Annotated in this window: 21 protein-coding genes; 13 read left to right on the forward strand and 8 right to left on the reverse strand. The window is 62.3% G+C overall.

Going from position 1 to position 26,983, the window contains the following annotated elements:
- Positions 1–233: 233 nt before the first annotated feature.
- On the reverse strand, positions 234–863 hold the full coding sequence (locus FEE99_RS18710) for a glutathione S-transferase family protein (RefSeq protein ID WP_041480328.1): 630 nt from the start codon (positions 861–863) through the stop codon (positions 234–236).
- Between the two features lie 284 nt (positions 864–1,147).
- Between FEE99_RS18710 and FEE99_RS18715 the strand changes: the two genes are divergently transcribed.
- Positions 1,148–3,199, forward strand: a complete 2,052-nt coding sequence (locus FEE99_RS18715; protein ID WP_041480327.1) for a 2Fe-2S iron-sulfur cluster-binding protein — start codon at positions 1,148–1,150, stop codon at positions 3,197–3,199.
- 18 nt (positions 3,200–3,217) lie between these two features.
- A complete protein-coding gene (locus tag FEE99_RS18720; RefSeq protein ID WP_041480326.1) occupies positions 3,218–3,430 on the forward strand; it encodes a hypothetical protein in 213 nt (70 codons plus the stop codon).
- On the opposite strand, the gene gabP is transcribed toward FEE99_RS18720, so the two are convergent.
- On the reverse strand, positions 3,427–4,833 hold the full coding sequence (gene gabP / locus FEE99_RS18725) for a GABA permease (RefSeq protein WP_041480325.1): 1,407 nt from the start codon (positions 4,831–4,833) through the stop codon (positions 3,427–3,429). The two genes, FEE99_RS18720 and gabP, sit on opposite strands and share 4 nt — an antisense overlap.
- 235 nt (positions 4,834–5,068) lie before the next feature.
- Positions 5,069–7,195, reverse strand: a complete 2,127-nt coding sequence (locus FEE99_RS18730) for a TonB-dependent siderophore receptor (RefSeq protein WP_041480324.1) — start codon at positions 7,193–7,195, stop codon at positions 5,069–5,071.
- A 266-nt stretch (positions 7,196–7,461) separates the two neighbouring features.
- On the opposite strand from FEE99_RS18730, the gene paoC reads away from it, so the two are divergent.
- Positions 7,462–9,672, forward strand: coding sequence for an aldehyde oxidoreductase molybdenum-binding subunit PaoC (gene paoC, locus FEE99_RS18735; protein ID WP_041480323.1), 2,211 nt, complete (start codon positions 7,462–7,464; stop codon positions 9,670–9,672).
- Positions 9,673–9,697: 25 nt separating this feature from the next.
- Positions 9,698–10,030 (forward strand): hypothetical protein, encoded by a 333-nt coding sequence (locus FEE99_RS18740; RefSeq protein ID WP_041480322.1) that lies wholly within the window; start codon positions 9,698–9,700, stop codon positions 10,028–10,030.
- A gap of 424 nt (positions 10,031–10,454) precedes the next feature.
- On the opposite strand, the gene FEE99_RS18745 is transcribed toward FEE99_RS18740, so the two are convergent.
- On the reverse strand, positions 10,455–11,039 hold the full coding sequence (locus FEE99_RS18745; protein ID WP_041480321.1) for a TetR/AcrR family transcriptional regulator: 585 nt from the start codon (positions 11,037–11,039) through the stop codon (positions 10,455–10,457).
- A gap of 212 nt (positions 11,040–11,251) precedes the next feature.
- Here FEE99_RS18745 and FEE99_RS18750 point away from each other — a divergent pair, with 212 nt between their 5' ends.
- From FEE99_RS18750 to FEE99_RS18760, 3 genes are all read left to right on the forward strand, one after another.
- Positions 11,252–11,929 carry a type 1 glutamine amidotransferase domain-containing protein gene (locus FEE99_RS18750; protein WP_041480320.1) on the forward strand — a complete coding sequence of 226 codons (678 nt, stop codon included), beginning with the start codon at positions 11,252–11,254 and terminating at the stop codon, positions 11,927–11,929.
- A gap of 102 nt (positions 11,930–12,031) precedes the next feature.
- A complete protein-coding gene (locus FEE99_RS18755) occupies positions 12,032–13,153 on the forward strand; it encodes an alkene reductase (RefSeq protein ID WP_041480319.1) in 1,122 nt (373 codons plus the stop codon).
- A 194-nt stretch (positions 13,154–13,347) separates the two neighbouring features.
- Positions 13,348–14,886, forward strand: a complete 1,539-nt coding sequence (locus FEE99_RS18760) for a cryptochrome/photolyase family protein (protein WP_041480318.1) — start codon at positions 13,348–13,350, stop codon at positions 14,884–14,886.
- 6 nt (positions 14,887–14,892) lie between these two features.
- Here the strand turns inward: FEE99_RS18760 and FEE99_RS18765 are convergent, their stop codons facing one another.
- From FEE99_RS18765 to FEE99_RS18775, 3 genes are all read right to left on the reverse strand, one after another.
- Entirely contained in the window at positions 14,893–16,395 is a 1,503-nt protein-coding gene (locus FEE99_RS18765; RefSeq protein ID WP_041480317.1) for a sensor domain-containing diguanylate cyclase, read from the reverse strand.
- 130 nt (positions 16,396–16,525) lie between these two features.
- A complete protein-coding gene (locus FEE99_RS18770) occupies positions 16,526–17,440 on the reverse strand; it encodes a LysR family transcriptional regulator (protein ID WP_041480316.1) in 915 nt (304 codons plus the stop codon).
- Between the two features lie 94 nt (positions 17,441–17,534).
- A complete protein-coding gene (locus FEE99_RS18775) occupies positions 17,535–18,734 on the reverse strand; it encodes an MFS transporter (RefSeq protein WP_041480315.1) in 1,200 nt (399 codons plus the stop codon).
- Positions 18,735–19,032: 298 nt separating this feature from the next.
- On the opposite strand from FEE99_RS18775, the gene FEE99_RS18780 reads away from it, so the two are divergent.
- The 4 genes from FEE99_RS18780 to FEE99_RS18795 all read left to right on the forward strand — a co-directional run bounded on the left by FEE99_RS18780 (position 19,033) and on the right by FEE99_RS18795 (position 24,286).
- On the forward strand, positions 19,033–20,301 hold the full coding sequence (locus tag FEE99_RS18780) for a c-type cytochrome (protein ID WP_371924015.1): 1,269 nt from the start codon (positions 19,033–19,035) through the stop codon (positions 20,299–20,301).
- Complete coding sequence (locus FEE99_RS18785; protein WP_041480313.1) at positions 20,298–20,771, forward strand: (2Fe-2S)-binding protein; 474 nt, start codon at positions 20,298–20,300, stop codon at positions 20,769–20,771. Before FEE99_RS18780 ends, FEE99_RS18785 begins: the two co-directional genes overlap by 4 nt.
- Complete coding sequence (locus FEE99_RS18790; protein WP_041480312.1) at positions 20,768–23,002, forward strand: xanthine dehydrogenase family protein molybdopterin-binding subunit; 2,235 nt, start codon at positions 20,768–20,770, stop codon at positions 23,000–23,002. The genes FEE99_RS18785 and FEE99_RS18790 overlap by 4 nt, the downstream gene beginning before the upstream one ends.
- A gap of 171 nt (positions 23,003–23,173) precedes the next feature.
- Positions 23,174–24,286 (forward strand): alkene reductase, encoded by a 1,113-nt coding sequence (locus FEE99_RS18795; RefSeq protein ID WP_041480311.1) that lies wholly within the window; start codon positions 23,174–23,176, stop codon positions 24,284–24,286.
- Positions 24,287–24,387: 101 nt separating this feature from the next.
- Here the strand turns inward: FEE99_RS18795 and FEE99_RS18800 are convergent, their stop codons facing one another.
- Positions 24,388–24,981, reverse strand: a complete 594-nt coding sequence (locus FEE99_RS18800; RefSeq protein WP_041480310.1) for a TetR/AcrR family transcriptional regulator — start codon at positions 24,979–24,981, stop codon at positions 24,388–24,390.
- Positions 24,982–25,119: 138 nt separating this feature from the next.
- Between FEE99_RS18800 and FEE99_RS18805 the strand changes: the two genes are divergently transcribed.
- Complete coding sequence (locus tag FEE99_RS18805; RefSeq protein WP_041480309.1) at positions 25,120–25,908, forward strand: SDR family NAD(P)-dependent oxidoreductase; 789 nt, start codon at positions 25,120–25,122, stop codon at positions 25,906–25,908.
- A gap of 55 nt (positions 25,909–25,963) precedes the next feature.
- Complete coding sequence (locus FEE99_RS18810; protein ID WP_041480308.1) at positions 25,964–26,980, forward strand: NADP-dependent oxidoreductase; 1,017 nt, start codon at positions 25,964–25,966, stop codon at positions 26,978–26,980.
- The last annotated feature ends 3 nt before the right edge of the window (positions 26,981–26,983 follow it).

Consider the following 26,983-nt stretch of genomic DNA (forward strand, 5'->3'; position numbering starts at 1 on the left):
CCTGTGGGAGCGAGCCTGCTCGCGAATGCGTCCGGTCAGTCAACATCACCGTTGCATGACACACCGCTTTCGCGAGCAGGCTCGCTCCCACAGGGGTTGGTATACACAGATGAATTTGGGCAATGCTTCAACTCCCGCCAGTACGCCCGCACATTCGGATATTCCTCCTGCGAGACATTGTCTTCCAATACATGGAGGGCACAGCTCCCACAGGAGATGTGCATCGTTGTGAATCAAGCGCTTTGCAGGCCCACCGCTGTGCGCTGCATACCGACGAATTTCGGCAGCGCCTCGACCCGCCCAAGCCACACCCGCACATTCGGGTAATCCTCCAGCGAGACATTGCCTTCCGGTGCGTGGGCGACGTAAGTGTAGGCGGCCACATCGGCAACGGTTGCCTTGTCGCCGGCAAGGAATGCGCTGTTGGCCAACTCGTCTTCCATCACCTGCAACAACGCATGGGAACGCTTGATCGCATCAGCTGCGTCGTAACCGGCGCCGAACACCGTGATCAAGCGCGCCGTGGCCGGGCCGGAGCTGATCTGCCCGGCAGCCACCGATAACCAGCGCTGCACCTTGGCTTGTTCGACCGGATCGCTCGGCAGCCACTGGCCGTTGCCGTATTTGCTCGCCAGATAAACAAGAATGCCGTTGGAATCAGCGAGCACCGTACCGTTGTCGTCAATCACCGGCACTTGGCCGAAACGGTTGAGGGCGAGGAATTCAGGGGTTTTGTGTGCGCCCTTCATCAGGTCGACGAACACCAGTTCGGTCGGAACATCCAGCAGGGACAGCATCAACTCGACGCGATGCGAGTGGCCGGACAACGGATGGCGATACAGTTTGACGGCTGACTGAGACATGACGTGCTCCTGGATTATTTGAGGTCGACCCGCTGATCGTGTCGATGGGCTCATCCTGCTCCCCTGCCGCAAATCGCGGAATCCTCAGCAAATACAATCGAGCATTTCAGCCAGTGAAATAATCATCCTCGTCCTTAGGCGCGCGTAGGGATCATTTCACCGCGTGAAACAGTGGATTGCAGTTTCTGGCCATTCCCTCGCAACCGGCCGAGGGCGAACATGAGCCCACTTGAGCTTCAGCCCCTGGCGGCTCACCGGCCCGTTTGCACCCGAGGAGAATCGAAATGGACACAGCGTCGAAACCGCAGCCCTCGCCCTGGCATGAAGGTGAGCTGACCCTGCAACGTGCCGTCGGCGCGGTGGAGATGATGGTCGGTGTCGGCCAGCGGCAACTGGCCCGCGACTGGATGCCGGATCAGCACCGCGAGTTCTACGCGCAACTGCCCTTCGTCGTGCTCGGCGCCGTTGATGGCCAGGGCGACCCGTGGGCGACGCTGCGCACCGGTCAACCGGGCTTCATGGATTCGCCGTCGCCGCAGGTGTTGAAGATCAAACTCGACGCGCAGCCCAATGACCCGGCCAATCAAGGCCTGCAGCCCGGCGACGCGATCGGCATGCTCGGCATCGAGCTGCACACCCGTCGGCGCAATCGCATGAACGGCAATATCAGCCGCCGCGATGACAACATCCTTGAGATCGGCGTGACCCAGGCTTACGGCAACTGCCCGCGCTACATCAACCTGCGCCATTACGCCTTCGTCGACGAAACCACCGATGCCGCGCTCGACTTGCCGGTCAGCGAACCCTTGGTGCGCGACATGATCACCGCCGCCGATTCGTTCTACGTGGCCACTTATGTGGTGCGCGACGGTGAGCGGCAAGTCGATGTGTCCCATCGCGGCGGCAAATCCGGTTTCGTCCATATGGACGAAGACGGCACCCTGACCATCCCGGATTTCTCCGGCAATCTGTTCTTCAACACCTTGGGCAACATCCTGCTCAACCCGCGCGCCGGGCTGACCTTTATCGATTTCGAAAGCGGCGATCTGTTGCAGATGACCGGCAGCGCGGAAGTGCTGCTCGACGATCCGCAAATCGCCGCGTTCCAGGGTGCCGAACGTCTGTGGCGCTTCAGGCCGCAGCGCATCGTTTACCGTCAGGCCGCATTGCCGCTGCGCTGGGCCGAGCAGCCGCAAGGCGATTCGCCCAATTCGCAAATGACCGGCAGCTGGGAACAGACCCGCGAACGTCTGCAAGCCGAGGCGCTGCGCAATCAATGGCGCGCGCTGCACGTCACGCGGGTGGTCGATGAGAGTCCGCAGATCCGTTCGTTTTACCTGCAAGCCAACGATGGCTTCGGCCTGCCGCGCTTCGAACCGGGCCAGCACTTGCCGATCAAGGTCTTGCTCGACGGCCAGGATGCCGCGTCGATCCGCACCTACAGCGTGTCCAGCGCGCCGTCGGACGAGTTCCTGCGCATCAGCGTCAAACGCGATGGCTCGGTGTCTTCGCATCTGCATGATCGGGTCCAGACATTGGACTTGATCGAAGCCCGCGCGCCGCAAGGCGACTTCACCGTCGACGCCACCGAACGCCGGCCGCTGGTGCTGTTGGCCGCCGGGGTTGGGGTGACGCCATTGCTGTCGATGCTGCGCGAGGTGGTCTATCAGGGCAAACGCATCAGCCGCATGCGCCCGACTTGGGTGGTGCAAAGCAGTCGCACCGTTGAGGATCTGGCCTTTCGCGAAGAAATCGACGCCTTGGCTGCACGCGCCGGTGACAAGGTCAAGGTGCTGCGCGTGGTCAGCCAGCCGCCGCTGGAAGCAACAGCGCAGGGTTACGATCATGCCGGGCGCATCGACATCGCCCTGCTGAAGAGCCTGCTGCCGCTGGATGACTACGATTTCTACCTGTGCGGCCCGGGCAGTTTTACCCAGGCGCTGTACGACGGCCTGCGCAAAATGCGCATTCCCGACGATCGCATCCACGCCGAAACCTTCGGCCCGTCGACGCTGATCCGCGATGTCGAAATCAGCACCCCGGCGCCGCCGCAAGTACCGGTCGCCGAAGAACCGGTCAAGGTGTTGTTTGCCACGTCCGGCAAGGAAGCACGCTGGGAACCGGGCAGCGGCACCTTGCTCGAACTGGCCGAGGCGCGTGGCTTGAATCCGGAGTTCAGCTGTCGCGGCGGGTCCTGCGGCACCTGCAAAACCCGCCTTACCAGCGGCCAGGTGCATTACCTCACCCCGCCGGCCATGCGCCTGGCGGACGACGAAGTGCTGATCTGCTGCGCCGCCCCGGCGCAGGGCAGCGACACCCTGGTGCTGGATGTTTGAATTTTGAGGAGGTGTGCCATGAAGCCGTTTGCCGAAACCAGCGTCGTTTGGCCGCAAGAGAAAACCGGACTGTCCGCCAGCGAATGCGAACGCAGTTTTTTGCTGCCGCAACTGATGGGCTCGCTCGCCGGTGAAACCTGCGCGTTGACGGGCTCATTCAATCAACGTGAGCATCTGCCTTCGAGCCCGAACGGCTGGTTTTCCCGTGGGCTCAAGGCGTTGTTTGCTTAGGCTTTGCCCACCGCCGCCACTCTGGCCGCCGGCCCATGCTGGCGGCTGGTGATCAATCCGACGAAGGAAATCAGCAGCGCCAGGCCAATGGTCGAGGTCACTTCCAGGCGGTGTTCAGGGGTGATCATCATCACCGCCAAAGCCGCGCAGATAAAGGCGATGACCAGCCAGGTGAGCCAGGGAAACAGCCACATGCGCAGGGTCATTTCGACCTTTTCCCGTTCCAGTCGGCGGCGCATGCGCAACTGCGAAATGGCGATCACCAGATACACCAGCAAGGCAATAGCCCCGGAGCTGGCGAGCAGGAACTGGAACAGCCCGGCCGGCATGAAATAGCTGAGCAAGGTAACGCCCGCACCAATCACCGTGCTGGCAATGACCGCCGCGCATGGCACGCCTGCCGCCGAAGTCACCTTCAATGCCGGCGGCGCATCGCCGCGTCGGCCCAAGGAATAGAGCATGCGCGAGGAAATGTAGATCGAGGAGTTCATGCAACTGGCCACCGCGATCAACACGACCACGTCGACGAGGAATTTGGCGTTAGGGATGTTCATCAGTTCCAGTGCGCGCTGGTAGGAACCGACCGAGGCGAGCTGCGGGTCATTCCACGGCACCACGGAAATCACCACGAAGATCGACAGCAGATAGAAAATGCCGATGCGCCAGATCACCGAGCGCGTGGCCTTGGCGATGTTCTGCGCCGGGTTGTTCGATTCCGCAGCGGCAATGGTCACCGCTTCGGTGCCGATGAAACTGAACATGATGGTGATGAACGCGCCAACCACTGCCGACATACCGTTCGGCGCAAAGCCGCCGTGCTCGGCCATCAGCGTGCTCAAGCCACTGGCTTCGCGCTCGGGAATCCAGCCCATCAGCACCGCAAAGCCCAAGCCGATGAAACCGATGATCGCGATGACCTTGGCCATGGCGAACCAGAATTCGAACTCGCCGTATTTCGACACGCTGAACAGGTTGGTGATCACCAGCAGCACGATCGACAGCAAGGCGAACAACCAGGCATCGACCTGGGGAAACCACTGATTGAGCACGTGACCGGCGGCCAGTGCTTCGATGGGAATCACCAGCACCCAGAACCACCAATACAGCCAGCCGATGGTGAACCCGGCCCAGCGGCCAATGGCTTGATCGGCGTAGGTGGAAAATGAGCCGGTGTCGGGATGCGCGACAGCCATTTCGCCGAGCATGCGCATGACCAGCACGACCAGCAGACCGGAGAACAGATAAGCGAGCAGCACCGCAGGTCCTGCGGCGGCGATGGCGTGGCCTGAGCCAACGAAAAGTCCTGCGCCGATGATGCCGGCAATGGAAAGCATGGTGACGTGACGCGGTTTGAAACCTTGCGCCAACTGACCGTTGGAGTCCTTGGGGTTCAGGCTGTTCATGGGTTCTTATTGTTCTCATGATCGACGTTTGGGCCACTGACTGAGCGTCAGGCGATCATCACTTCCGGTGTCGGCATCAGGCGAAAGCTGCGACGCAGACGCTTTGCCGACGAAATGATGCTTCACCTTACGTGGCCCGACCGCCGCGCAACTAGCCTGAGTGCGGCATGCCGATGTCTGATTTCGACATGCCACTCTCAGGCCACTATAAGTCGGCGGCAACCGCTGCGGCGAGTTACAGCGTGTAGGAAATCCCCACCTGCACGGTTCGCGGCGCCCCCGGGTAGGCGTAAACGTTGCCGAAGGCGCCCTCCTCGTAGTCGCGATCGAAGATGTTTTTCACATCGAGGTTGAGCCGCACCTTGTCGTTGATCTTGTAGAAGCTCAGCAGGTCGACCACGGTGTAACTGCCCATGGAAAACGCGGTGTTGGCCGTCTGCCCGGCGCGCTCGTCGACGTATTTCAGGCCGGTGCCAAGGCCAAGGCCTTTGAGCGTGCCGTCCTGGAATTCGTACATATTGAGCAGGCTGAAGCTGTTCTTCGGGATGTTCAGCAGTCGGGTGCCGGAGCGCAGCGTGTTGTCCTTGGTCACCTCGGCGTCGACGTAGGCGTAACCGCCGACCACTCGCCACTCAGGGGTGAGGTTGCCGGTGACGTTGACGTCGAAACCACGACTGCGCACTTCACCGGCAGCGACGCTGAAGGTGGAGTCCACCGGGTCGGTGGTCAGCACGTTGCGTTTTTCGATCTGGTAGATCGCCGCGTCGACGCTCAACTGCTGATCCAGCGCTTCCCACTTCACGCCCATCTCGTAGGACTTGCCTTTCTCCGGGGCGAAACCGCCGCCTTCGCGGCTGGCGCCGGTGTTGGGCTTGAACGAGCGCGCGGTGTTGGCGTACACCGCCAGGGTTTCGGTCAAATCGTAGGTCACGCCGATACGCGGGGTGACGGCATTGTCGCTGGCCTGCCAGCTCTTGCCGCCCGGCACGTAGGTTTCATAGTCGTGCTCGAAGCGCTCGAAACGCGCGCCGGCCAGGACTTTCAGTTTGTCGGTCAGGGCTACCTGATCCTGCACGAACGCGGCGTAGGTCTTGAGGTTCTCTTTATCGTGGGTCGGTGTGCGGGTCAGCGCCGGGCGTGGCTGGCCGTAAACCGGATTGAAGATGTCGATCGGGTAGGCACTGACCGCGCCGCTGGAGCGCTGGATGATCGACTTGTAGTCGTAATCTTCGTACTCGATGCCGGTGAGCAAGGTGTGCTGCAGACCGCCAGTGTCGAAATGCCCGGTGAGGTTGAGCTGGGTGTCCTTGTCGGTCCATTCCAGCTTGCGGTAGTTGAAGTTGCGCCCCAGCGTGCGGCCGTCAGCGGCAATGCCGTTGGCCTCGATCGCATCGCCCTTGAGCGAGCCGTCGAGCCACTGGAATCCACCGCCCAGGGTCCAGTCGTCGTTAAGCATGTGCTCGAAACGCAACTGCGCCATGTTGTTGTCGTTGTGCAGCTTGCCGACGTCCTTCTCGCCAAAGAAGGTATCGCGCGAGGCAGTGCCGATCTGCGCCGGGTAGCGCGTCACGCCGCGATCGAGCGGCGCGTTGTTGCGCATGAAATCGCCTTCGAAAATCAGCTTGGTCGCGTCGGTGGCCTGCCAGGTCAGTACCGGCGTGATGCCGTAGCGCTCGTTCTCGACATGATCGCGGAAGGTATCGCCGCCCTCGCCCACCACATTCAAGCGATAGGCCAGGCGCCCTTCTTCATCGAGCGGCCCGGAAGCATCGAGGGTGCCGCGCTTCATGCCTTGGTCATTCAACTGGCTGCCCAAGGTGACGGTGCGCTCGGGCAACGGTTGTTTCGACACTACGTTGAAGGTACCGCCGGGATCGCCACGGCCATAGAGCATGGTCGCCGGGCCGCGCAGCACTTCCAGACGCTCGATGGTGTTGGCGTCGGGCATGTTCGGGTAGCCACGGTTGATCGGGAAACCGTTGCGGTAGAACTCGCCCGTGGTGAAGCCGCGCACGGTGAACGTAGTCAGGCCCTGCCCACCGAAATTGTTCGCGCGCCCGACGCCGCCGGCGTAATCCAGCGCATCCTGCAAACGCGTCGCGCCGAGGTCTTCGACGGCATCCTTGGTCACCACGCTGATTGACTGCGGGGTTCCATGAATCGAAGTGTCGGTGCGCGTGGCGCTGGCCGAACGGGTCGCGCGGTAGCCTTGCACCGGGCCGTCTGCCCGTTCGTAATCCGCTGTGCCGACTACGTCGGTGGCTTCCAGCTCAAGCGTTGAAGAAGTCGGTTCGGCTGACTCAGCCCACGAGGAAGAAGACAACGCCTGCAGCACACAAATGGAAAGCAGAGTTCGACGCATGAGGTGAAAACCTTTACGAATAGGCCAGAACGAAGGGCAAAACCGCCAGTGAAAACGTCGCGCATGGTATACGGTCGCATTAGTAATTGAAACGTATTCCTATTTGTCATGTTGATCATGATTGGTGAGCGCGATTCATCACTCCATCCTGAATCCGCGCATTATCAGTGGCGCGTCGATGGCCTAGGCTCGTAGAGATCCGACGTCAACCGATGGCTGCGCCGCGCTACGTGTGCGTCGCCAGCCTGTCTGGAAGGAATTTGCAGATGAAATTCGACACCCCGGCCGGCTCCAATCCGATCGACCAGCTGAAGGTGATCGGCCAACCTGCCGACCGCATCGACGGCAAGCTGAAAACCACCGGCACCGCCACCTACGCCTACGAACAGCACGCAGCTGCGCCCGATGCCGCTTACGGCTATATCGTCGGCGCCGGGATCGGCAAGGGGCGCATCGCCTCGATTGATTCGACGCAAGCGCGTGAAGCATCCGGGGTAATCGCCATCGTCACTTACGAAAACGCCGGGGCCTTGGCCAAAGGCGAGTTTTACGTAGCCAGGGCCTTGGCCGGGCCGCAGGTCGATCATTATCACCAGGCCGTGGCGATTGTCGTCGCGGACACCTTTGAACAGGCCCGCGCGGCCGCCGGCTTGCTCGACATCCGCTACGTGGCCGAAGCGGGTTCATTCGATCTGGCGGCTGCGAAAGACTCCGCAACCCCACCGCCACCGGCCGGTTTTGGCCCGCCGCCGCAGACCAGCGTCGGTGACTTCGAAGGCGCCTTCAACGCTGCGCCAGTGCAAATCGATCAGCACTACAGCACGCCTGACCAGGCCCACGCGATGATGGAACCGCACGCAACCATTGCCCGCTGGAGTGGCACGCAGTTGACCTTGTGGACATCGATCCAACAGATCAACTGGGGCGTGCGCGATCTGGCGAAAACCCTCGGTATCGCCAAGGAAGATGTGCGCCTGATCTCGCCGTATATCGGCGGTGGTTTCGGCGGTAAGGGCACGATTCTTTGCGACGCAGTGTTGGCATCCCTGGCGGCTCGACATGCCGGGCGACCGGTGAAAGTCGCGCTGCCGCGGCCGCTGATGTTCAACAACCTCACCCATCGTCCGGCGACGCTTCAGCGCCTGCGCATCGGTGCCAACCGTGACGGCATGATCACGGCGATCGGCCACGAGAGCTGGTCGGGCAATCTGCGCGGTGGTCGCGCCGAAGCGGCCACCGCGTCAACCCGATTGCTTTACGCCGGGGCCAATCGCATGACCCGTTTGAATCTCGCCGTACTCGATCTCGCCGAGGGTTCGGCGATGCGCGCGCCGGGCGAGGCACCGGGGATGATGGCGCTGGAAATCGCCATGGATGAACTGGCCGAAAAGCTGCAGATGGATCCGCTGCAGTTGCGCATCCTCAACGACTCGCAGGTCGATCCGGAGCAACCGGCGCGGCCGTTCTCCAAACGGCAGTTGGTGGAATGCCTGAACACTGGGGCCGAACGCTTTGGCTGGCGTCAGCGCAACCCTCAACCCGCTCAGCGTCGTGAGGGCGGTTGGCTGATCGGCATCGGGCTGGCCTCGGCGATTCGCGGCGCACCGACGACCGCTTCGGCGGCGCGGGTGCGTCTCGATCGTCAAGGCGTCATCACCGTGGAAACCGACATGACCGACATCGGCACCGGCAGTTACACCATCATCGCCCAGACCGCTGCCGAAATGATGGGCGTGCCGCTGGACCGTGTCGTGGTGCACTTGGGCGATTCGCGGTTTCCGGAGTCGTCAGGCTCCGGCGGCCAGTGGGGCGCCGCCTCCTCCACTGCCGGCGTGTATGCCGCGTGCGTGAAACTGCGTGAGGCCGCCGCTCGCGCCGTCGGGATTGACCCGCAGCAAGCGGAGTTTGTCGACGGGCAAATTCGCGCAGGCTCGCAGCAGGTTGCCTTGGCTCAGGCCGCAGCCAATGGCGAGCTGACGGGCGAGGACCGCATGGAATACGGCGATCTGGCCGAGCGTTTTGCCCAGCAGACTTTCGGCGCGCATTTCGCCGAAGTCGCGGTCAATGCGTCGACCGGCGAAATTCGCCTGCGCCGGCAACTGGCGGTGTGCGCCGCCGGGCGCATCCTCAACCCGAAAACCGCGCGCAGCCAGATCATCGGCGGCATGACCATGGGCGCTGGTGCGGCATTGATGGAAGAGCTGGCGGTGGACCATCGAATCGGCTTTTTCGTCAATCACGATCTGGCCGGATACGAGGTGCCGGTGCACGCCGACATTCCCCATCAGGAAGTTATCTTTCTCGATGAAGTCGACCCGTATGCCACCCCGCTGAAGGCCAAAGGCGTCGGCGAGCTGGGTATCAGCGGCGCGGCGGCGGCCATCGCCAACGCGATCTATAACGCGTGTGGCGTACGGGTGCGCGATTATCCGATTACGCTGGATAAACTCATCGGCGAGTTGTCCTACCCGGTCTGAGACTGGATCACGCAGGATATCGCCCATGTACCCCACCACCCCCGATGGCCGCTATTTTGTGGTCAAGCAACAGCTGTGGCGTTGCAGCAACCCATCGTTGCCAGCCGCCGAGCGTGAGGCGTTTGTAGCCGAGCTCATGTCAGCGCGGCGTGCGGTCAAAGAGGCGAAGCGTGCGGAGGATGCACAGGCGTTGAAGTCGGCGAGAGCTCGCGTCAACGACGCCAAAGTCGCGCTGGGTGAACGCGGGCCGGTGTGGTGGGATGACGGCAGCCCGGATTACAACCGTTTCAAGGTGAGCAATACACCGTATGCGCAGTGGTTTGCCCAACTGCCTGAAGAGGACAGCAGTTCTGCCTGAGTCTTGAATGGCCTGCTGATCTCCAATCCCACCAATCAACACAAATCCCCTGTGGGAGCGAGCCTGCTCGCGATTGCGTTGGATCAGGCAATGAAGATGTTGAATGTGCCGCCGCCATCGCGAGCAGGCTCGCTCCCACAGGATTGGGGATTGAATAAAGATCGATGGTTCGGCCCATAACAGTGTGGGAGCGAGCCTGCTCGCGAATGCATTGGGTCAGTTAAAGAAGATGTTGAATGTGCCGCCGCCATCGCGAGCAGGCTCGCTCCCACAGGATTGGGGATTGAATAAAGATCGATGGTTCGGCCCATAACAGTGTGGGAGCGAGCCTGCTCGCGAATGCATTGGGTCAGTTAAAGAAGATGTTGAATGTGCCGCCGTCTTCGCGAGCAGGCTCACTCCTACAAGGGACCAGCGGCGAGGCTCAGACATGAAGCAAATGCCGGGTCATCGCCATCGAAGTTTCCAGCGACTGTCCGGTGCGCTGCAGTTTGTTCAGCAGACTGGCGCCGAGCCAGAGCTGATACAGCGTCTCTGCCAACTTCCGCGCATCGCCCTCGGGCAGGCTTTTGTCATTTTGGCCTTGTTCGATGCATTCGGTGATGCGCGCGACGATGCGTTCGGCGCCGTCGCGCAAGGTCAGGCGCATTGATTCGGACAGGTCGGCGACTTCGGCGCTGAGTTTCACCACCAGGCATTCATCGCCGTGGCCTTCGAGGGTGCAGCGGTTCTGCCAGCCCTGCCAGTAATCCATCAAACGCTCGAAAGCAGTCAGCCCCGGCAGCGTCAGGCGGCGCTCCATGTCGGCGAGGTAGTCGACGAAGTAATCCTCGAGCAGCGCCTGGCCATACAACTCCTTGGATTTGAAGTAGTGATAGAACGAGCCCTTGGGCACGCCAGCGGTCTGCAGGATCTCGTTGAGGCCGACGCTGGTGAAGCCCTTCTCGGCCATCATCCGGTGGCCGGTGTCGAGTAAGTGTTGGCGGGTGTCGTCAAAGGTCGGCTTCATGGTGCGCAAAATTCCAGACAATAGACCAGTCGTATACTTCTCAAGGCCGGGAGTTTGCCATAACCGACGGGCAAAAACATTTTCTGAAAAAATTACTAGACGACTGGTCTAATTGGAACCTATGCTGCGCCCCGAGACACAAATTCATGCGGTGCCGACGCTGAGCGAATTCCTCGCCCTGTGCCGATGCCTGACCAAACCAAGGGTGCTCTATGAAAATCTTGATGGTTCTGACTTCCCACGATCAACTCGGCAACACCGGCAAGAAAACCGGCTTCTGGCTGGAAGAGTTCGCCGCGCCCTACTACGCCTTCAAGGACGCCGGCGCCGATGTCACGCTGGTATCGCCTGCCGGCGGCCAGCCGCCGCTCGATCCGAAAAGCGATGAGCCAAGCGCGCAGACTGCCGAGACCGATCGCTTCCGCGCTGATCCGGCTGCACAACAGGCACTCGCCACCACTGGCCGTTTGGCTGACGTGAAGGCCGAAGATTTCGACGCCGTGTTCTACCCAGGCGGCCACGGCCCGCTGTGGGATCTGGCCGAAGACAAGGCCTCGATCGCGCTGATCGAAGCCTTCGACCGCGCCAACAAACCTCACGGTTTTGTCTGCCACGCACCGGGTGTGTTGCGTCATGTGGTGCGCGCTGACGGCCAGCCGATCGTCAAGGGCCGTGACGTCACCGGTTTCACCAATGCCGAAGAGGCTGCAGTCGGTCTGACTGACGTGGTGCCGTTCCTCATCGAAGACGAATTCCAGCGTCTGGGCGGGCGCTATTCGAAAGTCGCCGATTGGCAGGTGCATGTGGTGGCTGACGGTCAACTGGTCACCGGCCAGAACCCGGCCAGCTCCGCCGCCGTTGCCGAAAAGCTGTTGAAGATGCTCGGCTGAATCCCTCGCTCTACCCCGATCAACGCCGCGTGCGTACCGCCCGGCGTTGTTTTTTTGCCCAGTCACTAGTCGACTGGTCTAATCAGATTCAAGGCTTACTCCATGAATAACGCTTTCTTCACGCCTGCCAAATTGGGCGCACTCACCCTGAAAAACCGCATCGTCCTGCCACCTCTCACCCGCCAGCGCAGCACGCAACCGGGCAATGTCGCCAACGAATTGATGGCCGAGTATTACCAGCAGCGCGCCGGTGCCGGTTTGCTGGTCACCGAGGGCACCCAGATCGAACCGCGCGGCCAGGGTTATGCGTGGACGCCGGGCATTCACACGCCGGAGCAGATCGCCGGTTGGCGCAAAGTCACCGAGGCGGTGCACGCGGTGGATGGCGTGATCTTCGCCCAGCTCTGGCACGTCGGTCGGGTCTCGCACACGGCGTTGCAGCCTAATGGTGATGCCCCGGTGTCGGCCTCTGCGGTCGCCACGAACCGCGTCAGCGTGTTCATCGAAACCGCGCCCGGTGCCGGTGAACTAGTGCCGCCGTCCGCACCGCGCGCGCTGAGCACCGATGAAGTGCAGGAACTGATTCAGCTGTACATCCAGGCCGCGCGCAACGCGATGGATGCAGGTTTCGACGGCATCGAACTGCATTGCGCCAACGGTTATCTGGTCAACCAGTTCATCTCCGCTCACAGCAACCTGCGCACCGATCAGTACGGCGGCTCGCTGGATAATCGCTTGCGCTTTTTGCGCGAAGTGGTGGCCGGTGTTGCCGAATGCATCGGCAAGGACAAGGTCGGTGTGCGTTTCGCACCGTTGTTCACTACCACCGATGAAGCGCGGACGTATCTGGGCCTGGTCGAGGAAGATCCGCACAGCACTTACATTGCCGCGATCAAGATTCTCCAAGACGTCGGCATCGCCTACCTGTCGATCGCCGAAGCCGACTGGGACAACGCGCCAGCGATGCCGCAGACCTTTCGCCAGGCCGTGCGCGACACGTTCAGCGGCGCGATCATTTATGCCGGTCGCTACACCGCCGAAACCGGCGCGCAATTGCTTGAGTCGGGCCTGGCGGATCTCGTCGCGTTTGGCCGACCGTTCATGGCCAACCCGGACCTGCCGGCGCGGATTGCCCATGACTGGCCGTTGAATCAGCTGAATCCGGCGACAGTGTATGGCGGTGGTGCCGAGGGCTACATCGACTATCCGACCTACCCCGCCTAAGAACCCAAAACAAGTTCCTGTGGGAGCGAGCCTGCTCGCGAAGGCGGTGGGTCAGTCAGCACTTGTATTGACTGACAGGACGCTTTCGCGAGCAGGCTCGCTCCCACAATAGGATGTCAGTGGCCGCTAAACCTATACATATCAAAAAATCTGTATAACTATTGGAGTTCGAATCGTTCACCGGACTTAGCTCCATGCCCCCTGCCCACCGCTTGCTCCTGATCCTCGGTGACCAGCTGTCTTTCGACCTGGCCTCCCTGCAGCCACTCGATCCCCAGCAAGACCTGCTACTGATGGTCGAGGTCATGGAGGAAGCGACCCACGTCGCTCATCATCCGCAAAAGATCGCCCTGATCTTCAGCGCCATGCGCCACTTTGCCGAGGCGTTGCGCGATAAAGGCTACCGCGTCCAGTACGTCCGCCTCGACGACCCGGATAACAGCGGCTCCATCCCCGGCGAACTGCAGCGCTGGCAAACCCTCACCGGCGCCGAACAGATTCATATCACCGAATGCGGCGACTGGCGCCTTGAGCAGTCAATCAAAGATTCGGGCTTGCCCGTGCATTGGCATTCAGACAGCCGTTTCCTCTGCTCCCGCGAAGAGTTCTCCAATTGGGCCAGCGGCAAGAAACAGCTGCGCATGGAGTTTTTCTACCGCGAGATGCGGCGCAAGAGTCGGCTGCTGCTGAACGGGGACGGTACGCCGGTCGGCGGTGCGTGGAATTTCGATTCAGAAAATCGCAAGGCGCTGCCCAAACACGCCAAACCGCCCTACCCGGCGCGTTTCGCCAATGACGCAATCACCCAAGAGGTGCTGGCGTTGGTCGGCGAGCGCTTCGCCACGCATTACGGCACGCTGGATGACTTCAATTACCCGGTGACCCACGCCGATGCCCAGGCCCTGTGGCAATACTTTCTCGACTATGCGCTGGCCGGCTTCGGTGATTACCAGGACGCCATGGCCAGTGATGAGCCGTTTCTGTTTCACGCGCGGATCAGTGCCGCGCTGAACATCGGCCTACTCGATTTGCGCCAGCTGTGCAGCGATGTCGAGGCGGCCTACTGGTCGGGGAGCATCGGCCTCAACGCTGCCGAAGGCTTCATTCGGCAGCTGATCGGCTGGCGCGAATACGTGCGCGGTGTGTACTGGCTGAAGATGCCGGACTACGCCGAGGGCAATGTGTTTGCTAACACGCGTGCGCTGCCGGAGTTCTACTGGACCGGGCGGACACAGATGAACTGCATGCGCCAGGCCATCGGCCAAAGCCTGCAACATGCCTACGCCCACCACATTCAGCGCCTGATGGTCACCGGCAACTTTGCCTTGCTCGCCGGGATTGCGCCGAAAGAGATTTGCGAATGGTATCTGGCGATCTACATGGACGCCTTCGACTGGGTCGAACTGCCCAACACCCTGGGCATGGTCATGCACGCCGACGGCGGTTATCTCGGCTCCAAGCCTTACTGCGCCAGCGGCCAGTACATCAATCGGATGTCGGATTACTGCGGCGACTGCGCCTATAAGGTCAAGGAAAGCAGCGCGGACGATGCCTGCCCGTTCAATGCGCTGTACTGGCATTTCCTCATGCGCCACGGCGATATCCTGCGCGGCAATCAGCGCATGGGCATGATGTATAAGAATCTCGACCGCATGCCGCTGGCCAAGCAGGATGCGCTGTGGCAACGCGGGCAGACGCTGTTGGCCAAACTGGATAATGGCGAAGCTTTCTAGTGCGCCTCAGGCCTGCCCGGCCAAACCGTTGCGCCCCGCTGCTTTGGCGCGGTACAGCGCCTGATCCGCGTTCTGGATCAACGCCGGGAGCGAATCCAGCTGCGCGCCCGTCCCCACCGCCATGCCGATACTCACTGTGATCCGAGCAAACGGACTGCCCGGGTGGGCGATGTTCGCTTGCTGCAAACGCTCAAGCATCAGTTGCGCCACCACCGTCGCACCGGCGCTGTCAGTGGCCGGCATGATCACCGCCATTTCCTCGCCACCGTAGCGCGCGACCAGATCCGAGGGGCGTCGCACGCAGCCCTCAAGAATCTTGCTGACCGCTTGCAAGCAGGCATCGCCGGCGACGTGGCCCAAGGCATCGTTGAACAATTTGAAGTGGTCGATATCAATCATCAGCAAGGCCAGCGAAGTCCCGTCACGCTGCGCGCGCCGCGCTTCCACCGTCAGCGTCTCATCGAAACAGCGGCGGTTGGCCAGGCCGGTCAGCGCGTCCTTCAGCGCCAGTAATTCCAGCTGCCGATTGGACGCAAGCAGCTGCTGCTGGGCATCGCGCAAGGCTTCTTCAGCCTCAGTGCGGCGGCGGATATCAAGGATCAGGAACCAGCCGATCAATCCGGTCAGCCCCAACAGTCCGATCACCACCACCGCCGACAACGCCGCTTCGATGCGCCACGCCGCTAGCGCTTCATCCTTGCCCAGGGCCACGGTGGTGATCAGCGGCAGCGTTTCGCTTTTACGGAACGCGTACAACCGCTCCACGCCGTCGAGGCTGGAGGTGTACGAGGCAGTGCCGACTGAACGGTCGACGAGGTATTTGGCGTAAATCGGCGATTTGGAGAAGTTGCGGCCCATGTCCTGCTCACGGAACGGGTAACGCACCAGCAGCGTGCCGTCGGTGTACGACAGGCCGATCGCGCCGTCCTGGCCAACGTCGAGTTTGCCGAACACGCGCAGAAAGTTTTCCACCCCCAGCGTCACTGCTACAACGCCAGCGAACTGGCCACCGGCGTCATTGAAGCGCCGACTGATGGTCACCACCCATTCATGATTGGCACGGCTCTGGATCGGCGGGCCAATGAACGGCTCGCGGCTGCGGTTTTCACGGTGGTGAATGAAATAGGCGCGGTCGCTGCTGTTGGCGCCCTCCGGAATCGGCCGATTGGAGGACATCAGCCAATGCCCGCTCCGGTCATAGATGATGATGCCGCTGAGCTGTGGCATCAGCGGCTGCTGGCGGTCGATCAGGCTCTGGATGCGCTGAATCTGCGCCGGGCCGTTGCCCTCGGTTTCCAGACGTTCGACCAGTCCGAGCAAGAGCAGCGAGCTTTGCCGGACGATGCCTTCGGTGTAGGTGTTGAGCGCCTGGGTCAGGTTCAGGCCATGCACGTCGACCTCGGCCAGCGCACGCTCGCGCGAAGACCAGACTTTCCAGATCGTCAGTGAAGTCAGGGAACAGCCAATCACCAGCAGCAGGAGCATTACAAGGCGAGTATCACGCTTCACGTCAGTACCTTAAGGAAGTCCGGTATCCATTCCAGCCATCATTCGAACGTCGGCACTCACGGCGGCCACGTGTTCCGGGGCGCAAGCATACAAGCAGTGTGCAGCGGCTGCAGCAACAGAGTGTGCAGCGCTAAGCGGCAGGTGCGGCGGGTTTGAGGATTTCCACGAGAAAATCGATGAACACGTTGATCCGGCTCGAACCACGGTGGTTGGGCAGGTACAGCGCGTTGATGCAACTGCTGGCACTGCCGGGATTGACCTCGTAGTGCTCAAGCAAGCGCGTCAGGCGCCCGGCGGCGACGTCGTCGCGCACCAGCCAGTCGGCCAGCAGCGCCACCCCGCCACCGCCAATTGCCGCTTCGCGCAAGATGTCGGCGTTGTTGCTTTGCAGGCGGCCCGCAACGTTGAGCTGAATCGGCTCTTCGTCGCCCTGAAAGGTCCAGTGGTGATGGCTGCCGCCGTAATCGAAACGCAGGCATTGGTGCTCAAGCAGATCCCGCGGATGTTCGAGCACGCCGCTGCGCGCCAGATAATCCGGGCTGGCGACAATCCAACGCTGAAACTGCCCGACGCGTTTGCTGACGATGTCTTCACTGACCACCGTCGAGCCGAGCCGCACTGAAACGTCGATCTGCTCGCTGAGCAGATCGCTGACCTGATCGCTCAGCGACAGGCTGATCTCCAGCCCCGGATGACGTTCAAGCAGGCGACTCAGGTGCGGCGCGATCAGCCGGCGGCCAAACTCCACCGGCACGCTGATACGCAAGCGGCCCTGGGCATCACTGCCACGATCGGCGACCACCGCATCGGCTTCGTCGATGGCATCGAGAATCGCCACGGCCTTCTCGAAATAGGTCTGGCCGGCGACGGTCACGCTGGTGTTGCGCGTGGTGCGATTGAGCAGACTGGCGCCCAACTCGTTTTCCAGCCCCGCCACTTGCCGTGTCACCGAAGACGTCGAAATCCCAAGCTTGCGCGCCGCCGAGGAATAGCCCCCGCAGCGCACGGTTTCAACAAACATCTTCAAGGCCAGCAACTTGTCCATAAGCGGGATCCGGTGGTGAGGGAACGCCGCTGATTGTGCATCAGTGCTCGCCACACGTCTTGTATCGTCGTGCTTGCCGGGCCTCATCGCGACCTCAGCCATCAGCCTTGCGGCTCAGGAACAACGCCAGCGCCAGCGCCGGCAACACCGCTACGGCGACGGCAGAGAGGTTCCAGCCGAAGTGTTCATACAGCGGGCTGGCGACCAGTGAGCCGAGGGCGCCGCCGACGAAGATGCTGGTCATGTACACCGCATTCAGGCGTGCGCGGCTGTGCGGGTCGAGGGCGTAGACCTCGCGCTGGCCGAGGACCATGTTCAATTGCACGGCAAAATCCAGCAGCACCGCACACACCACCAGCCACACGTAACCACTGCCCGGCAGCGCGGCGATCAACAGCGACAGCGGCGCCAGCAGCAACGCCACCAAGGTACCGCGACGACCGTGCCCGGCATCGGCCAGACGCCCGGCAATCGGCGCAGCAATCGCACCCACCGCGCCGACCAACGCAAAGATCGCCACCTGCGCCTGGCTGAAGCCGTGATGACGCATCAGTTCAATCGGCGCGAGGGTCCAGAACAGGCTGAAACTGGCAAACAGCAAGCCTTGATACAGCGAACGCTGGCGCAACACAGGAAAGCGTCGGGCCAAGGCAAACACCGAACCGATCAACGCGACATAGGTGGCTTTGTGCGTCGGCATCCGGCGCGGCAATGCCACAGCGGTAATCAGCGCGATCACCGCCATCAGTGCCGCCGCGCTGTAAAACACCCCGCGCCAGCCGAACACTTCGACCAACAGGCTCGACAGCGGCCGCGACAGCAGAATCCCCAGCAGCAAGCCGCTCATGATGTTGCCGACCACGCGGCCGCGGCTGGCTTCCGGTGCCAGATGCGCGGCCAGCGGCACAAGAATCTGCACCGCAACCGACGTCAGGCCGATCAGCAAAGAGAGCAGCAGAAACAGCGACGGCGAGTGGGTCAGGCCAGCGCACAGCAGCGTCACACTCGCAGCGAGGGTGAAACCGACCACCAGACGGCGGTTTTCCATCAGGTCGGCCAACGGCACCAGCAGCAACAGGCCCAAGGCGTAACCGAATTGGGTCAGCGACACGATCAGGCTGGCATTGGCGCTGGACAGGCCGATCTGCGGCGCGATCAGTTCGACGATGGGTTGTGCGTAATACAGGTTGGCGACGACCGCGCCGCAGCAAAATGCCAGAAACGCGACCATCAGGCCGGAGAGTGAAGCAGGCTGTTCGGCCGGGGCCGCAACGGCAGGGTTGCCCGTAAGCATGGTGACACCTCGTTGAGTTCGGGAAAGTTGTGCCAAGGCTACGGTCAGCCGGCGGGGGCGAGAATCCGTGCCACTGGCAACGCACTGATGCGCGGCGCGCAACGTTGCTTGTGGCGCAACGCGCTGTTGCGCGGGCCGGTGATTCTCCGCTGCAAGGGTCTTCTCTACGCTTTGGCCCTGGCGCAGACGTCCGCATCGGCGCCCTTCCCCCGGCTGCTACAAGGAGCGTTTCCATGACCCGCACTGCACTCGTCCTGCCACTGCCCGCCGCGTTTTTCTGCCGACCATGAATAGCCATTTGCTCAAATCCAGAACCCTGTGGTTCAGCGTCGCCGTGCTCGCGGTACTCTGCCTGATCGTCGCCGTCGCGCTGATGTGGCGCCCGGCGATCGCGCCAATCAAACGCCCGACGTCATTCGATACTGCGCAGTTGCAACGCGGCGCACGGGTGGTCGAGGCCGGTGACTGCGCGGTGTGCCATACCCGCCCCGGCGGCGAATACCTGGCCGGCGGGCTGCCGCTGGTGACGCCGTTCGGCACGCTGTACAGCACCAACATCACTCCAGATGCGCAGACCGGGATCGGCGAGTGGTCATTGCCGGCCTTCGAGCGGGCGATGCGCGAAGGCATTGCCCGCGACGGCCACTTTCTCTACCCGGCCTTTCCCTACGTGCATTACCGACGCATGAGTGCAGCAGACATCGCCGACGCTTACGCCTACTTGATGAGCGGCCCCGCCGTACATGCGCCCGCCATGCAGAACCAGATGAATTTCCCGATGAACATCCGCCCGCTGGTGTCGTTCTGGAACCTGCTGTTTCTGCATGGCGAGCCACTGACGCCGCTGGCCGAACACAGCGCGGCATGGAATCGCGGACGCTATCTGGTCGACGGCCCGGGCCACTGCGCCGGCTGCCATTCGCCGCTGAACCTGATCGGCGCGGAAAAATCCTCGGAGTATCTGCAGGGCGGCAGCGTTGATGGCTGGGAAGCGCCGGCACTGGTCGGCCTCGGCCAACGCGCCAATCCATGGAATCGCGAGCAATTGGTCGGCTACCTGCGCGCTGACGTGGTCGATGGTCACGGCACACCCGCCGGCCCGATGCGCCCGGTCAGCCTGAGTCTGGCGCGCTTGCCGGCCAGTGAAGCCGAGGCGATTGCCGACTACCTGCTGAGCCTGCAAAGCCCGCACGCGGTGACCGAAATCACCCCGAAAAAGCAGCCGAGCAGTCCAGCGGATCACAGCACCGGCGCCCTGCTCTTCAGCAGCGCCTGCGCCGGATGTCACGCACCCGCCGCGCCGATGCGCGAAATCGACGGCCGCCCAGGCCTGCAAGGCACTTCGGCGCTGCAAGCGGCCAGCCCGCGCAACTTTCTCAAGACCGTGCTTGAAGGCGTGCCCGCCATTCCCGGCGCGCCCGGCCCGGTGATGCCGCCGTTCGCCGCCAGCCTCGACAACGCCCAGCTCGGCGCCCTCGCCGCGTATCTGCGCGAGCAAGCCAGACCCGAACAGCCATGGGCCGACCTCTCTTCCACTATTGAAGCGTTACGTCAGGAGACGAAATGAGCCAGATCACTCTCACCGTCAATGGAGCCGCCCAAGCGCTGGAGCTGGAGCCGGACATGCCGCTGCTGTATGCGCTGCGCAATCACCTGAACCTCAACGGTGCCAAGTACGGCTGCGGCCTGGGCCAGTGCGGCGCGTGCACGGTGATCGTCGACGACCAGCCGGTGTTCGCCTGCCTGACACCGTGCGCGGGCCTTGAAGGGAAAAAGATCCGCACCGTGGAGAGCCTCGGCAGCGCAGAAAAACCCGGCCCGTTGCAAACGGCATTCATCGACAAGCAAGCGGCGCAATGCGGTTACTGCATCGCCGGCATGCTGATGCGCGCGCAGGCGTTGCTCGAACGTGATCCGCACCCGGACGAACAAACCATCCGCGAACACATGGCCGGCAATCTGTGCCGTTGCGGCACGCACTTGCGCATTATCGAGGCGATCAAACAGGTGGCCGGGCATAGCGGGAGCCTGACATGAACGAAGCAAACGGCTTGAACCCCAGCCGCCGGGCCTTCCTGCGTGGCGGCGCACTACTGATGGCCTTCACCCTGATGCCGGTAGCGCGGCGTGTCTTGGCCGACACCGAAGTCGACACCCTCGGCACCGTGGTCCTTGCCCCCGATCTGCCCGGCAGCCTGCGCACCAACCCTTACCTGGACGCGTGGATTCGCATTGGCGCCGACGGCATCACCGTGTACACCGGCAAGGTCGAACTGGGCACTGGAGTGAAAACCGCGTTGCTGCAAATCGCTGCCGAGCGTTTGCAGGTGCCGGCCAGCGCCGTCAATTTGCTCACCGCCGACACCGCGCTGACGCCCAACGAAGGCTACACCGCCGGCAGCCACAGCATTTTCGACAGCGGCACCGCGCTGTACAACGCCGCCGCGCAGGTGCGGGAAATGCTCGTCGATGCCGCTGCGCGCAGTTGGCAAGTCGATGCTGCACAACTGAGCACTCGCGACGGCATCATCCAAGGCCCCAGCGGGCAACGCATGGCTTATGCCGAAGCAGTCAAGCATGTCGATGTGCACCAATACGCCAAGGCACAATCACCGGCGATGGCGGCGGCCGACTTCAAACTGATCGGGCACAACCTGCCGCGTCTGGACATACCGGCCAAGGTCAGCGGCGGCGCGGCATTTGTGCAGGACATGCGCCTGCCGGGCATGCTGCATGCGCGGGTGATTCGCCCGCCGCGTCCCGGCTGCACGCTGCAGGCATTCGATACGGCATCGATTGAAGCGCTCAGCGGCGTGGTCAAAGTGATCCGCGACGGCAACTATCTGGCGGTGGTCGCCCGTGATGAGTGGCAAGCGATCAAAGCCATGCGCAGCGGCATCGAGAGTGCCAAGTGGAGCGGCGGCGAGGCGATTCCCGAAGCCGCCGGGATTCACGATTTGCTCAAGCAATTGCCCTCCAAGCGCTATCCGATCAGCAACACCGGCAATCCCGGCGGCACGACCGAAACGCGCTTCAAAGCGCGGGTCACCAAGCAGTATTTGATGCACGGCTCGATCGGCCCGTCCTGTGCGGTGGCCTGGTTTAACGATGGCGTGCTCACGGTGTGGACCCACACCCAGGGTGTCTATCCACTGCGCGCCGGTATCGCCGAGATGCTGCGGCTGCCGCCGGAACGTGTGCGCTGCATTCATACCGAAGGCTCGGGTTGCTACGGCCACAACGGCGCCGATGATGCCGCCGCCGATGCCGCGCTGATCGCGATGCGCCTGCCGGGCACGCCGGTGCGCGTGCAATGGATGCGAGAGCAGGAAAACCTTTGGGAGCCATACAGTTCGGCGATGGTCACCGAGGTCGATGCCGGCCTCAGCCACGGTCGCTTGCAGGACTGGAACTACGAGCTGTGGACCACGCCGCACAACGAACGCATCGTCAATGCCGGGCGTTTGCTGCCGGCACGTCTATTGGCCAGACCCTTCGCCTCGGCGCCGTCGGTGCCAATCGCTCAGCCCGAAGGTGACGGTGATCGCAACGCGGTGCCGCTGTACGAGCTGGGCGCGACGCGGATCAACATGAACTTCGTCACCACCATGCCGTTCCGCACTTCGGCCATGCGCTCGCTCGGTGCGCACATCAACATCTTTGCGATCGAGGCGGGTATCGATGAGTTGGCGATCAAGGCTGGCCTTGATCCGGTGGCGTTGCGCCTGGCGCATCTGCGCGACCCACGTGCCCGGGCTGTGATTGAGCGCGTGCGTGACGAAATCGGCTGGCCCCACATGAGCAGAGAACCCGGCGCGGGGATCGGTTTTGCCTTCGCCCGCTACAAAAACATCATGGGTTACTGCGCCCTTGCGGTGAAATTGCGGGTGCATCCGCAGACCGGTGAAATCCGCGTTGACCATGTGGTAACGGCGGTCGACGTCGGCCAGATCGTCAGCCCCGATGGCCTGCGCAATCAGGTCGAGGGCGGCATTGTCCAGTCGGCGAGCTGGACGCTCTACGAACAAGTCGCCTACGACGCGGGCGGCATTCGCAGCTACGACTGGAGCGGTTATCCGATTCTGCGTTTTACGCAATTGCCGAAAAAAGTCGATGTGCATTTGCTCGATCAACCGGGCGAACCCTTCCTCGGTGCTGCCGAAATTGTCCAAGGGCCAATGGCTGCTGCCCTCGGCAACGCGGTCAGCAATGCCACCGGCCGGCGCTGGCTGAATCTGCCGCTGACTCGCTCGACCCAACCCGCCTGAACCACGCCCGCGTTTATCAACGATGAGCGCGGGTGCCGTTGCGTTGCGCGCAAAACTGCGTAGCGCCGGCCACGGATTATCAGCCCCGCCGCCCCCGGTTAAGTTACCTGCACAGCGCGCGGCACCTGGCTGCCGCGCTTGAACCCTACTCATCGACATCCGGAGCTATCCATGACCCGTCGCCTGTTTCAACCCATCGCACTCGGCCCTTACACCCTTGCCCATCGTGTGGCGATGGCGCCCCTGACCCGCTCGCGCGCCGGCCAACCGGGCGATGTGCCGACTGCAATGAACGCCGAGTACTATCGCCAACGTGCCAGTGCCGCGCTGATCATCACCGAGGCCACGCAGATCTCCCAACAAGGCCAGGGTTATGCGTGGACGCCGGGGATCTACACCGATGCGCAAGTGCAGGCCTGGCGCGAAGTCAGCACGGCGGTGCACGAGGCCGACGGTCTGATCTTCATGCAGTTGTGGCACGTCGGCCGGGTCTCGCACCCAAGCTTTCAGCCGGACGCCGGTTTGCCGGTGGCGCCGAGCGCCCTGCCTGTGCCGGGCAAGACGTTTATTGTTGATGAACAAGGCAACGGCGTATGGGGCGATGTGCCGGTGCCGCGCGCCCTCGAAACTGCGGAAATCGCCGACATCGTCGAAGACTACCGCCGCGCTGCACGTAACGCGTTGAACGCTGGCATGGACGGCGTGGAGATCCATGCCGGCAACGGTTATCTGCTCGACCAGTTCCTCAACAGCAACAGCAACCAGCGCGACGATGCTTACGGTGGCAGCTTCGAGAATCGTGCGCGGTTTTTGCTCGAAGTGGTCGCCGCCGTGGCTGATGAAGTCGGCGCCGAGCGCGTCGGCGTGCGTCTGACGCCAATGGGCCGCTTCATGGGCATGGGCGATGACACGCCTGAAGCGACCTTCGGTTATCTGGTCGAGGCGCTCAACCAGTGGAATCTGGCCTACCTGCACCTGGTCGAGCCGGCCATGGTCGGCACGGTCAAGGACGAAAACTTTGATCCGCGCTGGGACGCGATCATCGCCCAGTTGCGCCAGACCTGGAACGGCGTGCTGATCCTCGCTGGCGGTTACGACGCCGAGTCCGCTGAACAGGCGCTGAACGCCGATCGCGCCGACATCATTGCCTTTGGCCGGCCATTTTTGGCCAACCCGGACCTGCCGCGTCGGCTGCACGATGGGCTTGAGCTGAACACACCGGATCCGAGCAGTTTCTTCGGCGGCGATCAGCGTGGTTACGTCGATTATCCGTTTCATGCTTGAGCGTCTTGGGTAAAGCGCTGGCGCAGGGCTTTGGATCTGCTCTGAATTCACCCCTCATCCCAGACCTCTCTCCAGGGTGAGGGGCTTTTGGTTCAGCGGTGCTACAGGTTTTCTTCGGGCGCCTCGATGACTGGCAACGATGCCGTCATCGAAGCGTGACACACCGCCAGAATCTCATCGGCCAGCGCCGAGTCATCCGGACATGCCCGCGAAAGCATGATCGCGCCAACCGCGCGGGCCAGCAGGTCGATCATCCGGGTTCGGCCCTCACCTTGCGGTGCATCCGCTGCCGTCGGGTATTTCTCGCCGAGCGTCTGCAACGTGCGCTCGATGCCTTCAGCGAACGCCGCTTTGACATCCCCGGACTGCCGCGCCGCATCGCCGCACAACGCCGCCATGGTGCAACCGGTGGAACGGCCGTCGCGATGGTCGCGCGACACGTACACGTCGATGAAATCCTGCACGCTCATGCTTTCGGCGGCGGCCGTGGAATGCGCCAGGCTATTGGCCGACGCTTCGGCCATCAGGTCGGCCTTGGAGCCGAAGTGTTTGTAGAAACCGCCGTGAGTAAAACCAGCGGCCGCCATCAGGTCAGCCACGCCGACCCCGTCATAACCGCGTTCGCGGAACATCACTGATGCCGTTTCGACAATGTGCTCGCGATTGGCCTGAGCCTGAGCTTTGGATACGCGCATGTTGAATCCTCCAGCGCTGAAAAATCATGGCTCGATGATACATAGATGTTAGCCACAATCAAAACCGTTGACAGTTTAGATTTGGATCATCATCCTAAAGGCCCGCAATCAGTCTTCACCTGAAAAAGAGCCAATACCATGACTACTCGCCCTGCTGTTCTGATCACTGGCGCCTCCACCGGCATCGGCGCGGTCTACGCCGCACGTTTCGCCCAACGCGGGCACGATCTGCTGCTGGTCGCCCGTGACCAGTCTCGTCTGGACACCCTTGCTGCCGGTTTGCGCGCAGAGCACAACGTCAATGTCGAAGTGCTGCAAGCCGACCTGACGCAACTGAGCGACCTGCAAACCGTCGAGGCGCGTCTGCGTGACGACGCGCGCATCGGTATCCTCGTCAACAATGCCGGCGCGGCGCAGTCCGGTACCTTCATCGAGCAGAGCACCGACAGCGTGGCGCAACTGGTCGCGCTCAACACCACCGCGCTGGTGCGGCTGGCCAGCGCGATTGCCCCGCGCCTGGCCAAGGCTGGCGACGGCGCGATCATCAACATCGGTTCGGTGGTGGGCCTGGCGCCGGAATTCGGCATGTCGGTGTATGGCGCGACCAAGGCGTTCGTGCTGTTTCTCTCCCAGGGCCTGAGCCTGGAACTGTCGCCACAAGGCGTGTATGTGCAAGCGGTGCTGCCCGCCGCCACCCGCACGGAAATCTGGGACCGCGCCGGTATCGACATCAACACCCTCACCGACATCATGGAAGTCGGCGACATGGTCGATGCAGCGCTGGTCGGCTTCGACCGTCGCGAAGTCGTGACCATCCCGCCGCTGCACGAGGGCGAGCGCTGGGATGCCCTGCAAACCGCGCGGCAGGGCCTGTTGGGGCAGATCCGCCAGTCGGCTGTTGCGCAACGTTATCTGACTCAGGCCTGACCTCATTCAAACCCGCCGCTATGCCGGCGGGTTTCTACCGACAAGAGCATCCGCAATGAAGGCATTTTTCATCGAGCGCTACGGCAAGCAGAACGGCCGGATTGGCGACCTGCCCGAACCGCTGGTTGGCGCTCACGACGTATTGATCAAGGTCCACGCCAGCAGCGTCAACCCGCTGGATCTGAAGATTCGCAGCGGCGAATTCAAGATGATCCTGCCCTATCAAATGCCTTTGATATTGGGCAACGATGTCGCCGGTGTGGTGCTCAGCACCGGTGCGGCGGTCAAGCGTTTCATGCCGGGCGATGAGGTTTATGCGCGTGCGCCTGATAACAGGATTGGCACGTTTGCCGAACGCATCGCTGTCGACGAACAAGCGGTCGCGTTGAAACCCGCCAATCTCGCTATGACCGAGGCGGCTTGCATGCCGCTGGTGGCGTTGACGGCGTGGCAGGCCCTGGTCGAAGTCGCCAACGTGCAAAAAGGCCAGAAGGTACTGATTCACGCCGGCTCCGGTGGCGTTGGCACGGTCGCCATTCAACTGGCCAAACACCTCGGCGCTTTCGTTGCGACTACGACCAGCACGGCGAATGTCGCGTGGGTCAAAGCGCTGGGCGCCGATGTGGTGATTGATTACAAACAGCAGGATTTCGCCATTGAGCTGCGCGACTACGACGTGGTGCTCAACAGCCTCGGCGGCGATGTGCTGGAAAAATCGTTGAGGGTGTTGAAACCGGGCGGGCAACTGATTTCCCTGTCAGGGCCGCCGACTGCGCAGTTCGCTCAGGAGCAGGGTTTGTCGTGGCTGCTCGGGGTGGTGATGCGCCTGCTCAGCAGTGGTATTCGCCGTAAAGCACGCAAACACGGGGTGGGTTATTCGTTTCTGTTCATGCGTGCCGACGGCATCCAGTTGCAGAAAATCACTGCGTTGATTGAGGCCGGGGTGATCAAACCGGTGATCGATCGCACTTTTCCGTTCGATCAGATAGCTGACGCCTTGCACTACGTAGAAAAAGGCCGGGCCAAGGGCAAGGTTGCCATCGCGGCCAACCTCAAAAGCCCCTCACCCTAGCCC

Source organism: Pseudomonas sp. ef1 (assembly GCF_007293365.2).
GTDB lineage: Bacteria > Pseudomonadota > Gammaproteobacteria > Pseudomonadales > Pseudomonadaceae > Aquipseudomonas > Aquipseudomonas siliginis.